This window comes from Streptomyces sp. SID4985 (assembly GCF_009863025.1).
Lineage (GTDB): Bacteria > Actinomycetota > Actinomycetes > Streptomycetales > Streptomycetaceae > Streptomyces.
Map to the genome: position 1 here is coordinate 19593 of NZ_WWIR01000487.1, position 12488 is coordinate 32080.

General features: G+C 72.0%; 11 protein-coding genes. 3 read left to right on the forward strand and 8 right to left on the reverse strand.

Going from position 1 to position 12488, the window contains the following annotated elements; all coding sequences use genetic code 11:
* The first annotated feature begins 55 nt into the window (after positions 1-55).
* Both GTW40_RS21420 and GTW40_RS21425 read left to right on the forward strand, forming a co-directional pair.
* Positions 56-1264, forward strand: a complete 1209-nt coding sequence (locus GTW40_RS21420) for an LLM class flavin-dependent oxidoreductase (RefSeq protein WP_161181812.1) — start codon at positions 56-58, stop codon at positions 1262-1264.
* A gap of 25 nt (positions 1265-1289) precedes the next feature.
* Positions 1290-2666 (forward strand): NtaA/DmoA family FMN-dependent monooxygenase, encoded by a 1377-nt coding sequence (locus GTW40_RS21425; RefSeq protein WP_161181813.1) that lies wholly within the window; start codon positions 1290-1292, stop codon positions 2664-2666.
* An 82-nt stretch (positions 2667-2748) separates the two neighbouring features.
* Here GTW40_RS21425 and GTW40_RS21430 read toward each other — a convergent pair whose 3' ends face one another.
* The 5 genes from GTW40_RS21430 to GTW40_RS21450 form a co-directional block, all read right to left on the reverse strand.
* Positions 2749-3546, reverse strand: a complete 798-nt coding sequence (locus GTW40_RS21430; protein ID WP_161181814.1) for an N-formylglutamate amidohydrolase — start codon at positions 3544-3546, stop codon at positions 2749-2751.
* Positions 3543-4730 carry a homoserine O-acetyltransferase gene (locus GTW40_RS21435; protein ID WP_161181821.1) on the reverse strand — a complete coding sequence of 396 codons (1188 nt, stop codon included), beginning with the start codon at positions 4728-4730 and terminating at the stop codon, positions 3543-3545. The genes GTW40_RS21430 and GTW40_RS21435 overlap by 4 nt, the downstream gene beginning before the upstream one ends.
* Entirely contained in the window at positions 4727-6091 is a 1365-nt protein-coding gene (locus GTW40_RS21440) for a bifunctional o-acetylhomoserine/o-acetylserine sulfhydrylase (protein WP_161181815.1), read from the reverse strand. The genes GTW40_RS21435 and GTW40_RS21440 overlap by 4 nt, the downstream gene beginning before the upstream one ends.
* Before the next feature lie 223 nt (positions 6092-6314).
* Entirely contained in the window at positions 6315-8534 is a 2220-nt protein-coding gene (locus GTW40_RS21445) for an NADP-dependent isocitrate dehydrogenase (RefSeq protein WP_161181816.1), read from the reverse strand.
* Between the two features lie 89 nt (positions 8535-8623).
* Positions 8624-9049, reverse strand: a complete 426-nt coding sequence (locus tag GTW40_RS21450) for a DUF4186 domain-containing protein (protein WP_161181817.1) — start codon at positions 9047-9049, stop codon at positions 8624-8626.
* Between the two features lie 59 nt (positions 9050-9108).
* Here GTW40_RS21450 and GTW40_RS21455 point away from each other — a divergent pair, with 59 nt between their 5' ends.
* Positions 9109-9765 (forward strand): HD domain-containing protein, encoded by a 657-nt coding sequence (locus GTW40_RS21455; RefSeq protein WP_161181818.1) that lies wholly within the window; start codon positions 9109-9111, stop codon positions 9763-9765.
* Between the two features lie 111 nt (positions 9766-9876).
* On the opposite strand, the gene GTW40_RS21460 is transcribed toward GTW40_RS21455, so the two are convergent.
* From GTW40_RS21460 to GTW40_RS21470, 3 genes are all read right to left on the reverse strand, one after another.
* The gene (locus tag GTW40_RS21460; RefSeq protein WP_161181822.1) at positions 9877-10971 is read right to left on the reverse strand and encodes a mechanosensitive ion channel family protein; all 1095 of its coding nucleotides are present in this window, start codon (positions 10969-10971) and stop codon (positions 9877-9879) included.
* Between the two features lie 220 nt (positions 10972-11191).
* Entirely contained in the window at positions 11192-11956 is a 765-nt protein-coding gene (locus GTW40_RS21465; RefSeq protein WP_161181819.1) for a crotonase/enoyl-CoA hydratase family protein, read from the reverse strand.
* A gap of 287 nt (positions 11957-12243) precedes the next feature.
* On the reverse strand, positions 12244-12488 hold a 245-nt coding region (locus GTW40_RS21470), incomplete at its 5' end, for a lysylphosphatidylglycerol synthase domain-containing protein (protein WP_202486221.1).

Sequence of the window (12488 nt, forward strand, 5' to 3'; positions counted from 1 at the left end):
TCATGTCGCCCACGTCATGTCGCCCACGCAAGGACCCTCAAGGAAGGCGTTCCTCGTGCCCTCTGCTCCCGCATCCCCTGATTCCCGACTGCGTCTCGCCGTCGCCCTCGACGGCACCGGCTGGCATCCCGCCTCCTGGCGCGACCCGGCCGCCCGCCCCGACGAGCTGTTCACCGCCGCGTACTGGGCCGACCAGGTCGCCGAGGCCGAGGCCGGACTGCTCGACTTCGTCACCATCGAGGACGGCCTCGCCCCGCAGTCCGCGCACCCCCTCCAGCCCGACGACCGCACCGACCAGGTGCGCGGCAGGCTCGACGCCGTCCTGATCGCCGCGCGGGTCGCTCCGCTTACTCACCACATAGGTCTGGTCCCGACGGTGGTGGTCACGCACACGGAGCCGTTCCATATCTCCAAGGCCATCGCCACCCTTGACTACGTCAGCACCGGCCGTGCGGGCGTCCGGGTGCGGATCAGCGGCCGCCCCGACGAGGCCGCGCACTTCGGCCGCCGGGTCATCGCCCCCATCGACGCCTACGACAGCCCGGCCGCCCAGGAGACGGTGACCGGCCTGCTGGAGGAGACCGCCGATTACGTGGAGGTGATCCGCAGGCTCTGGGACAGCTGGGAGGACGACGCGGAGATCCGGGACGCCGCGACCGGCCGCTTCATCGACCGTGAGAAGCTGCACTACATCGACTTCGAGGGCCGCCACTTCAGCGTCAAGGGCCCCTCCATCACCCCGCGCCCGCCCCAGGGGCAGCCCCTGGTCACGGCCCTGGCCCACCAGACCGGGCCCTACCGGCTGGTCGCCCGCCAGGCCGACGTCGGCTACGTCACGCCGTACGACGCGGCCGACGCCCGTGTCATGGTCGCCGAGGTCCGCGCGGAGCAGGACGCGGCGGGCCGGGCCGAGAAGCCGCTGCATGTCTTCGGCGACCTCGTGGTCTTCCTGGACGACACGACGGCCGGGGCAACAGCCCGGCGCGGGCGCCTGGACGAGCTGGCGGGCGAGCCGTACACCAGCGACGCCCGCGTCTTCACCGGGACGGTCGCCCAACTGGCCGATCTGCTGGAGGAGCTGGCCGGGAGCGGACTCACCGGGTTCCGGCTGCGGCCCGCCGTCACCGGGCACGACCTGCCCCGGATCAGCCGCGACCTGGTGCCCGAGCTGCAACGCCGGGGCCGCTTCCGCACGGCCTACGAGGCACGCACCCTGCGCGGTCTCCTCGGCCTGGACCGCCCCGCCAACCGTTACGCCGCCTGAGCCGCCGGAGAGGAGACCCGACGCCATGAGCAAGTCCAAGAAGCAGGTGCACCTCGCCGCGCACTTCCCCGGGGTCAACAACACCACCGTGTGGAGCGACCCGGAGGCAGGCAGCCACATCGAGTTCAGCTCCTTCGCGCACTTCGCCCGCACCGCCGAACGCGCCAAGTTCGACTTCCTGTTCCTCGCGGAAGGGCTGCGACTGCGCGAACAGGGCGGTGAGATATACGACTTGGACGTGGTGGGCCGCCCCGACACCTTCACCGTCCTCGCCGCGCTCGCCGCCGTCACCGACCGGCTCGGCCTGACCGGCACCATCAACTCCACCTTCAACGAGCCGTACGAGGTGGCCCGCCAGTTCGCCTCCCTCGACCATCTCTCCGGCGGGCGCGCCGCCTGGAACGTGGTCACCTCCTGGGACGCCTTCACCGGCGAGAACTTCCGCCGGGGCGGCTTCCTGCCGCAGGGGGAGCGGTACTCGCGCGCCAAGGAGTTCCTGGCCACCGCGCACGAACTCTTCGACTCCTGGCACGGCGACGAGATCCTGGCCGACCGGGCCACCGGCGCCTTCCTCCGGGACGCCAAGGCCGGTGCCTTCACGCACCAGGGGCAGCACTTCGACATACACGGCCGTTTCAACGTCCCCCGTTCCCCGCAGGGCCGCCCGGTCATCTTCCAGGCGGGCGACTCCGAGGAGGGTCGCGAGTTCGCCGCCTCCGACGCCGACGCCATTTTTAGTAGGTACGCCACCCTGGAGGAGGGCCGCCGCTTCTACGCCGATGTCAAGGGGCGCCTCGCCAAGTACGGCCGCACTCCGGACCAGTTGCTCATCCTGCCCGCGGCGACCTTCGTCCTCGGCGACACCGACGAGGAGGCCGCCGAGCTGGCCCGCGAGGTGCGCGGGCAGCAGGTCAGCGGGGCCACCGCCCTCAAGCACCTGGAGTTCGTCTGGAACCGCGACCTGTCGGCCTACGACCCGGAGGGCCCGCTGCCCGACGTGGACCCGGTGGTGAGCGAGGAGCACATATCCCGGGGGCGGGCCCAGGTGCGGATGTACCGCGACCCGGTGGCCATCGCCCGCGAGTGGCGCGAGCTGGCCGAGACCAACGGCTGGTCCATCCGCGACCTGGTGATCAACACCGGCAACCGGCAGACCTTCGTGGGCTCCCCGGACACCGTGGCCCGCACCATCGACGAGTTCGTGCAGGCGGACGCCTCCGACGGCTTCATCCTCGTCCCGCACATCACCCCGGGCGGGCTCGACCCGTTCGCGGACCGGGTGGTCCCGCTGCTCCAGGAGCGGGGTGTGTTCCGCACCGAGTACGAGGGGACGACCCTGCGCGAACACCTGGGGCTGGCCCACCCGGACGCGGGGGCGGGGGCGGAGCGGGCCGCGTCCTGAGACGCAGTGCCGTAGGTGTGTGCGGTGGTGCCGCCCGTCGGGCCCGGACAGCGGGCGGCACCACCCCGCCGCGTCTCGCGTGTCAGGCGGCGCCGCCCACCGTGTCCACCAGTTCCGCCAGGGCTGCGGCCAGTTGCTCCAGGTCCGGTCCGGCCGGGCCGCCCGGTTCGGTCATGTAGGCGTCCCGGCGGATCTCGACCATCAGGGCGCTCACCCGCCGGTCCACGCCGTAGTGCGCGAGCGGTACGTAGGTTCCGCTGAACGGGCTGTCCAGGCCGACGTCGCCGCAGCGCGCGAACGCGGCCCGCGCCGCCTCGGTCAGCTCCGGCGGGGTGTGGAAGGGGTCCGTGCCGAGGCAGACGGCGGGACGCGGACCGTCCTGATGCAGCTCATAGGGGAGCGGCTTCGTCGGATAGGAGTGCACGTCGATGACGACGGCTCGGCCGGTGGCGGCGAGGCGCTCGGCCACCGCCCGGGTCATCGCCTCCGCGTACGGCTCGAAGTACCGCCCGACCAGCGGCCCGGCGTCGGCGGGCTCGGGACGCAGCGGCTCCCGGTGCGTGGTCCGGGTGTACACCGCGCCCATGCCGACGGCGAGCATCTCCTCCCGCTCGTCCGGGAACCGCTCCGGGTCCACGACCAGCCGGGAGAGCCGGTTGACGAACCGCCAGGGCCGTTGTCCCGTCAGCGCGGCGGCCTGTTCCGCGAGGGTGTCGGTGTGGGCGTCGGTGATGTGGTCCAGCTCCCGCGCCAGCGCCGCGTCGTCGAGGACGATGCCCGTGCGCACGTCGTCCGGTATCGCCCGCGCCGCGTGCGGGACATGGAGCAGCACGGGCGAGTCGGCGGCGCCGGGGAGCAGGTCGAACGAGCGTGGGGTCACGGAACACTCCCGGGGAGGGTCGGTGCGGAGGGTGCGAGCAATTCACGCACCATTCTGCCGACTTGCTCCGTCTCGATCAGAAAGCCGTCGTGCCCGTACGCCGACTCGACCACCCGGGGCCGGTCCGCCGAGGGGATCAGCGCGGCCAGCCGCTCCTGCTGGGCCAGGGGATAGAGCCGGTCGGAGTCCACCCCGGCGACCAGGGTGGACGCGGTCACCCGGGCGAGCGCGGCGCGCGCACCGCCCCGTCCCCGGCCCACGTCATGGGCGTTCATCGCCTCGGTCAACACGACGTAACTGGCCGCGTCGAAGCGGCGGTTGAGCTTGTCGGCGTGATGGTCGAGGTAGGACGCCACGCGGTAGCGGCCGCCGTGGAAGGGGTCCTCCGCGCCCTGCGGGAGCCGTCCGAAGCGGGCCTGGAGTTCCGGTTCGGCGCGGTAGGTGACATGGGCGACGCGGCGGGCGAGGCCGAGTCCGGCGAGCGGGCCGTGCCCGGTGTCGTGGTAGTCGCCGCCCTGCCAGTGCGGGTCGTCGCGGACGGCCCGGAGCTGGATGTCGGCCCAGGCTATGTGCTCCGCGGTCGCCTCCGCCGAGGTGGCGAGGAGCAGCAGGGCGCCCGTGCGTTCCGGGTGCGACACCGCCCACTCGACGGCGCGCATCCCGCCCATCGAGCCGCCGACGACCAGCGCCCACCGGTCGATCCCGAGCGCGTCCGCGAGGCCGGTCTCCGCTGTCACCTGGTCCCGCTGGGTCAGGAACGGGAACGCGCCGCCCCACGGCCGTCCGCTGCCGGGCCGTACGGAGGCCGGGCCGGTGCTGCCCTGGCAGCCGCCGAGCACGTTCGGCGCGACGACGAACCAGCGGTCGGTGTCGAGCGCCCGGCCGGGACCGACCAGCGCGTCCCACCAGCCGGGGGAGGGATGCCCGGGCTCCGCAGGACCTGCCACATGGCTGTCCCCGGTCAGCGCGTGCAGCACCAGTACGGCGTTGGAGCGGTCCGGGGCGAGCCGTCCCCAGGTCTCGAACGCCAGCCGGACGCCCGGGAGTTCACCGCCGGCCTCCAGTGGCAGCGGAGCCTTGGCCGCGTACCACTGCCGCCGTCCGACCGGATCGCCCTCCCGCCAGGCGCCGGTGGCGACGACCGGCGGAAGGGCGTGGTCCGGCGTCGCCGGGACCGTGCTCAGGAGGCGCCCTTGGCCGCGCGGAACCCGGCCTCCAGGTCCGCCTTGAGGTCGGCCACGCTCTCCAGGCCCACCGAAAGGCGCACCAGACCCGGCGAGGTGCCCGTCGCCGCGAGCTGCTCCTCGTCCAGTTGGCTGTGGGTGGTTGAGGCGGGGTGGATGATCAGGCTGCGCACGTCGCCGATGTTGGCGAGATGGCTGAACAGTTCCACCGCGTCCACGAACCGCTTGCCCGCCTCCACCCCGTCCCGCAGCTCGAAGGAGACGACGGCACCGGAGCCGCGCGGCAGATACCTCCGCCCCGTCTCGTACCAAGGGCTGGACTCGAGACCCGGGTAGTGCACGGCGGCCACCTCGTCGCGGCTCTCCAGCCACGCGGCCAGCGCGAGGGCGTTCGCCGAGTGCCGTTCGAGGCGCAGACTCAGCGTCTCCACGCCCTGGAGCAGCAGGAACGCCGAGTGCGGGGAGAGCGCCGGGCCGAGGTCGCGCAGCAGCTGCACACGCAGCTTGACCGCGAAGGCGCCGGGTCCGAGCGCGGGCCAGTAGCGCAGCCCGTGGTAGCTGGGGTCGGGCTCGGTGAAGTCCGGGAAGCGGTCGGGGTGCGCGCCGAAGTCGAAGGTCCCGCCGTCCACCACGACACCGGCGATGGTCGTGCCGTGTCCGCCGAGGAACTTGGTCGCGGAGTGGACCACGATGTCCGCGCCGTGCTCAATGGGCCGCAGGAGATAGGGCGTCGGCACCGTGTTGTCCACGATCAGTGGCACGCCCGCGCCGTGCGCCACGTCCGCGACCCCGCGTACGTCGAGCACGTTGTTGCGCGGATTGCCCAGGGTCTCCGCGAACAGGGCCTTGGTGTTCGGGCGGATCGCCGCCCGCCAGGCGTCCAGGTCGTCGGGGTCGTCCACGAACGACACCTCGATGCCGAGCCTCGGCAGGGTGTGCCGGAAGAGGTTGTAGGTGCCGCCGTACAGCGAGGTGCTGGAGACGAGGTGGTCGCCCGCGCCCGCCAGGGTGAGGATCGCCAGGGTCTCGGCGGCCTGCCCCGACGCCAGCGCGACGGCGGCGACCCCGCCCTCCAGGGCGGCGATGCGCTGCTCGAAGACGTCCTGGGTGGGGTTGTGGATGCGGGTGTAGATGTTGCCGGGCTCCGCGAGCGAGAACAGGTCGGCCGCGTGCCGGGTGTCCTCGAAGACGAAGGACGTCGTCTGGTAGATCGGCGTGGCCCGCGCCCCGGTCGCCGGGTCGGGCGCCGCCCCGGCGTGGATCTGCCGGGTCTCGAAGGACCAGGCCGAGGTGTCGGGTCCCGTCGGCGTCTCGTCGGGGGTGTGGCCTGCGGTGACCGAGTCGATGGGCTGGCTGCTCATGGTGCTCCTCGTGCGGGTCGGGCGCGGACTCGCGACGAGACAAGCACGGGCGGTTCGCACCGGACAGCCCGGCGCGAACCGTGACACGAGGACTTCATGTCCGTCACAGCGCCGCAACACGGGGCAATGCCGGAGAAGCACTGCCGACAGAGAGCACTGCCGACAGGTACGACCGTGCCCCGGCCGGAGAGCCCGGCCGGGGCACGACGGACCTACGGCTGGATCAGCTCAGGGACGCGAGCGTCGCGTTCCAGGTGGCCGACGGGCGCATGACCGCGTCCGCCTTGGCCGCGTCCGGCTTGTAGTAGCCGCCGATGTCGGCCGCGGAGCCCTGCACGGCGAGCAGCTCCTCGACGATCTTCTGCTCGTCGGCCGCGAGGGCCTCGGCGAACGGGGCGAACGCCTTCGCCAGGTCGGCGTCCTCGGTCTGCTTGGCCAGCTCCTGCGCCCAGTACAGGGACAGGAAGAAGTGGCTGCCGCGGTTGTCGATGCCGCCGACGCGACGGGTCGGGGACTTGTCCTCGTCGAGGAAGGTCGCCGTGGCGCGGTCGAGGGTGTCGGCGAGGACCTTGGCACGGGTGTTGCCGGTGGCAGCCGCGTACTGCTCCAGGGCCGGGACCAGCGCGAAGAACTCACCGAGGGAGTCCCAGCGCAGGTAGTTCTCCTTGACGAGCTGCTGGACGTGCTTGGGGGCCGAGCCGCCCGCGCCCGTCTCGAACAGGCCGCCGCCCGCCATCAGCGGGACGACCGACAGCATCTTGGCGCTGGTGCCCAGCTCCAGGATCGGGAAGAGGTCGGTGTTGTAGTCACGCAGCACGTTGCCGGTCACCGAGATGGTGTTCTCGCCGCGGCGGATGCGCTCCACCGACAGCTTGGCGGCCTCGACCGGGGCGAGGATCCGGATGTCCAGGCCCTCGGTGTCGTGCTCCGGCAGGTACTGCTTCACCTTGGCGATGAGGTTGGCGTCGTGGGCGCGGTCCTCGTCCAGCCAGAACACGGCCGGGTCGCCGGTGGCGCGGGCACGGGTGACGGCCAGCTTGACCCAGTCGCGAATCGGGGCGTCCTTGGTCTGGCAGGCGCGGAAGATGTCGCCCGCGGCGACCGGCTGCTCGATGAGGACGTCGCCGCCGGCGTCGACCACGCGGACGGTGCCCGCGACCGGGACCTCGAAGGTCTTGTCGTGGGAGCCGTACTCCTCGGCCTTCTGCGCCATCAGGCCGACGTTCGGCACGGTGCCCATGGTGGACGGGTCGTAGGCGCCGTTCGCGCGGCAGTCGTCGATGACGGCCTGGTAGACACCGGCGTAGGAGGAGTCCGGGATCACCGCGAGGGTGTCGTGCTCCTGGCCGTCCGCGCCCCACATGTGGCCGGAGGTGCGGATCATCGCGGGCATGGAGGCGTCCACGATGACGTCCGAGGGGACGTGCAGGTTGGTGATGCCCTTGTCCGAGTCGACCATGGCGAGGGCCGGGCCCTCGGCCAGCTCGGCGTCGAAGGACGCCTTGATCTCGGCGCCCTCGGGCAGGCTCTCCAGGCCCTTGAGGATGCCGCCGAGGCCGTCGTTCGCGGACAGGCCGGCCGCCTTGAGCGTCTCGCCGTACTTCGCGAACGTCTTCGGGAAGAACGTGCGCACCACGTGACCGAAGATGATCGGGTCGGAGACCTTCATCATCGTGGCCTTCAGGTGCACCGAGAAGAGGACGCCCTCCTCCTTGGCGCGGGCGACCTGCGCGGCGAGGAACTTCTCCAGCTCGGCGACGTGCATGACGGAGGCGTCGACGACCTCGTCCTTGAGGACGGGCACGGACTCCTTCAGCACGGTGGTGGTGCCGTCCTCGGCGACCAGCTCGATACGGAGCGTGCCGTCCTCGGCGATGACCACGGACTTCTCGGTGGAGCGGAAGTCGTTCTCACCCATGGTGGCGACGTTGGTCTTGGACTCGGAGGTCCAGGCGCCCATGCGGTGCGGGTGGGTCTTGGCGTAGTTCTTCACCGAGGCGGGGGCGCGGCGGTCGGAGTTGCCCTCACGCAGGACCGGGTTCACGGCGGAACCCTTGATCTTGTCGTAGCGGGCGCGGATGTCGCGCTCCTCGTCGGTCTTCGGGTCCTCGGGGTAGTCCGGCAGGGCGTAGCCCTTGGCCTGCAGCTCGGCGACGGCGGCCTTGAGCTGCGGGATGGACGCCGAGATGTTCGGCAGCTTGACGATGTTGGCCGAGGGGGTCTTGGCCAGGTCGCCGAGCTCGGCCAGCGCGTCCGGGATGCGCTGGTCCTCGGTCAGGTACTCCGGGAAGACGGCGATGATGCGCCCGGCCAGAGAGATGTCGCGGGTGTCCACGGGCACACCGGCCTGAGCGGCGTACGCCTGGATCACCGGCAGGAACGAATGGGTCGCCAGGGCCGGCGCTTCGTCCGTGTAGGTGTAGATGATGGTCGAGTCAGTCACCGGGTGCTCCGCTCCACGTCTGCAACATTGCTCGACATCAAGATATCTCGTGACCGCACTCGCTTCGACAGGGGTCCGGCGGCGACCGGTCAGCGGCCGGTCCCGGTCATCTCCCGCTCGATCCAGCGGCAGATCACCTCGACGACGTACACATGCTCGGCCCGCGTGAGATCCCGCCCCTTTTCGATCCCGTGGCAGCGCAGCAGACAGATGCGGCAGCAGGTGCCGGTGGCGTGCTGCGCGACGAAGACGGGGTGCCCCTTGTACGGGGTCTGCTTGCCGTCCTTGTGCGGCTGCGCGGGCGCGAGCCGCTTGGCGATCAGGTCGTACGCGTGCCGGCGGATCGTGGCCGGGCCCTTCAGCTCGGCGGTCGCCCGGTCCCGGCCGCGGAGGTGGAACCTGGCGCGGAACGGCTGCCGGGTGATCGAGTCGAGCCGGGCGTCCAGGGCGGCGGGGGAGGGCGGGGTGAAGGGCTGGGGGTCGGGGTCGGGGTCGGAATCGTGCGATGAAGTCATACTATTTCGAGCTTAGCCCGGTGCTGTGCGCCGGTGCCCGGGCGTGCCACGATGAGCCGGTGAGTGATGAACGCCGGAACCTGCTCGTGGACAAGACGCCCCTGCCCGACGGCATCGAGGAGCGGCTGCGGGCCCAGCTCACCTTCCTGGTGGAGGTGGACCAGCTCAAGACCGTGCTGCGCCAGTCGCCCCTCGCCGCGGCGGACCGCCGCGAGAACGACGCCGAGCACTCGTGGCATCTGGCGATGATGGTCGCGGTCCTCGCCGAGCACTCCGACGAGCCCATCGACGTGGGCCACACCGTCGAACTGGTGCTGCTGCACGACCTCGTGGAGATCTACGCCGGTGACACTCCGCTGTACGACAGTGCCGGGGGCGTCGGCCAGCGGGAGCGGGAGACGGTCGCGGCAGACGAGCTGTTCCGGCTGCTCCCGGAGGACCAGGCCCGGCGGATGCGGGCCCTGTGGGACGAGTTCGAGGAGCGCGCCACTCCCGAGGCCAGGTTCGCCAAGGCGATGGACCGGCTCCAGCCGCTCCTGCTCAACTGGATGGCCCGCGGTGGTACCTGGCGCACTCCCGGCGTCACCGCCGACGACGTCCGGGCCCGCAAGGCGGTGATCGGAGAAGCCTCCGCGTCGCTGTGGACGGCGGGCCGCCACCTCATCGACGAGGGCGAGCGGCGGGGCTGGTCGCGGAGTGAGCGGTCCGAGGACTGAGCCGTCCGAGAAACCGAGGGGTCCGAGAAACCGAGGGGTCCGAGGACTGAGCGGACCGAGAACTGAGCGGTCCGGTGGCGGCGCCCGGTCGACGGGGCGCCGCCACCTCGCTCACTGGTCGGCCAGAACCGGGCCGGCGGACACGTCGGCGGCGCCCCGCTGGTGCGGGATCAGGGGCGTCCCCTGCTGCAGCGTCACCGTGCGGGCCGGGACCGGGATCGAGATGCCCTCCTCGCGGTAGCGGCGGTGGAGGCGCTTGATGAACTCGTGCTTGATGCGGAACTGGTCGCTGAACTCGCCGACGCCGAGGATGACCGTGAAGTCGATGCGGGACTCGCCGAAGGTGTGGAAGCGGATGGCCGCCTCGTGCTCGGGGAGCGCGCCGGTGATCTCGGTCATGACCTCGTTGACGACGTCGGCGGTCACGCGCTCGACGAACTCGAGGTCGGAGTCGTAGCCCACGCCCGCCTGGACCAGCATCGTGAGCTGCTGTTCGGGGCGGGTGAAGTTGGTCATGTTGGTCTTGGCCAGCTGGCCGTTGGGGATGACCACGAGGTTGTTGGAGAGCTGGCGGACCGTCGTCTGACGCCAGTTGATGTCGACGACGTAGCCCTCCTCGCCGCTGCTGAGCCGGATGTAGTCGCCCGGCTGGACGGTCTTGGAGGCGAGGATGTGGATGCCCGCGAACAGGTTGGCCAGCGTGTCCTGGAGGGCCAGCGCGACGGCCAGACCGCCGACGCCCAGGGCGGTGAGCAGGGGCGCGATGGAGATGCCGAGCGTCTGCAGCACCACCAGGAAGCCGATGGCGAGGACCAGGACCCGGGTGATGTTGACGAAGATCGTGGCCGAGCCCGCCACGCCCGAGCGGGACTGGGTGACGGCGTGCACGAGGTTCGCGATCACCCGCGCCGCGGAGAGGGTCACCACGAAGATGATCCAGACCTCGAGGACCTGGTTCACGTTGTTCTGCGTGGTCTTGGTCAGTGGCAGCACCGCCGCGGCCGTCGCCGCACCGCCCGCTATCGCCGCCCACGGCACCACCGTGCGCAGCGCGTCCACGATGACGTCGTCGCCGCTCCACCTGGTCCGCTTGGCGTGCTTGGCGAGCCAGCGCAGCACGGTGCGGGACAGGAAGGCCAGCACCACACCGGCCGCGAGGGTGATCCCGGCGAGCACGAGGTCGTCCAGCGTCGCGTCACGGGTCAGCACGTGGTTCACCGGCCGCCTCCGGGGGCCGACACGGCCGCGTGGAGCCTGAAGTGAAGTCTCGTCACGTTGTCACCTGCTCGAAGTCCGGGATGTGCCGTGGCGCGCCGCACGCCGTGCACCGGCGGGCGCGTTCGCTCGTCATCCTGCCGTATCCCGGAGGGCGTTCCGCACCGGGAGGGCGGAGCGTGATCACTTACCCGGGGTAACTCGTCACCGCTCAGAGGCCGGTGTACGAACCGTGCCGTCCGGCGCCCTCCGAGAACCGCCGCGCCCCGTGCAGCGCCTCGCCCAACACGTCCCGCCCGCCGAGCAGTTCGGCCCGCATCGCCGCCTCCTCCGGGCGTCCCTCCTGGTCGAGCACCGAGGCCCGGTCGGCGCGCAGACAGTTCTGCGGGAAACGGGCGATGGCGGCGGCCAACTCCTCGGCCGCCGCCCGCGCTTGACCCCTCGGTACGACGCGGTCCGCGAGGCCGATCGCGTGCGCCTCGGCGGCCTCCACCGGGCGCCCGGTCAGGATCATGTCCAGCGCCCGCCCGGTGCCGATCAGCCGGGGCAGCCGTACCGTGCCGCCGTCGATCAGCGGCACGCCCCAGCGGCGGCAGAACACCCCGAACACCGCGTCCTCCTCGGCGACCCGGAGATCGCACCACAGCGCCAGCTCCAGACCGCCCGCCACGGCGTGCCCGGCGACGGCCGCGACGACCGGCTTGGACAGCCGCAGCCGGGTCGGACCCATCGGCCCGTCGCCGTCCTCCTCGACCCGGTTGCCGCGCGGGGTGCCGATCCCCTTGAGGTCCGCACCCGCGCAGAACGTGCCGCCCTCACCCCACAGCACCGCCACCCGCGCGCCGTCGTCCGCCTCGAACGCCTTGAAGGCGGCGGCCAGTTCGGCGGCGGTCGGCCCGTCCACGGCGTTGCGGGCCTCGGGCCGGGACAGGACGACGGTGGTGACGAACCCCTTGCGCTCCACACGGACCGACATGGCTGCTCTCCTCCTCGCGGGGACCGGGAGGGCCACTGTGCCGCAGGTCGGGGGCGGTGGGGAGTGTTTCGGATCACGCGGGGCCCTCGGTCTGCGGCCCCCCCCGGGTCGGGTCACGTACGACCTGCGGCCTCCCGGGTCGGGTCACGTGCGGCCCTCGGTCTGCGGCCCCCAGGTTGGGTCACGTGCGGCCCTCGGCCCGCGCCCCCTCGGTTAGATCACGCGCGCCCCGCGACCTGGGGCCCCGGGTCGGATCACGCGCGGCCCGCTGAATTGCGCCCCCCGGGTCAGATCACCCGCAGCCGCACCAGCGCCCCCAGCGTCAACGCCCCCGGCACCAGCGGCAGCCACACCGTGATCATCCGGTACGCCAGGACCACCGCCGTCGCCACGGCCGCCGGGCCGCCCGCCGCGACCAGGGCCACCACCAGGGCGGCCTCCACCGAGCCGATGCCGCCCGGGGTGGGCACGAGGGCCACCGCCGTGGTCGCGGCGAGGTAGGCCAGGGCCGCGTGCGGGGCCGCGACCGGGA

Bases quoted from the DNA above. Each gene is read 5' to 3' on its own strand.
- GTW40_RS21425 (WP_161181813.1), top strand. From the start codon at position 1,290: ATGAGCAAGTCCAAGAAGCAGGTGCACCTCGCCGCGCACTTCCCCGGG.
- GTW40_RS21440 (WP_161181815.1), bottom strand. From the start codon at position 6,091: ATGAGCAGCCAGCCCATCGACTCGGTCACCGCAGGCCACACCCCCGAC.
- GTW40_RS21450 (WP_161181817.1), bottom strand. From the start codon at position 9,049: ATGACTTCATCGCACGATTCCGACCCCGACCCCGACCCCCAGCCCTTC.
- GTW40_RS21465 (WP_161181819.1), bottom strand. From the start codon at position 11,956: ATGTCGGTCCGTGTGGAGCGCAAGGGGTTCGTCACCACCGTCGTCCTG.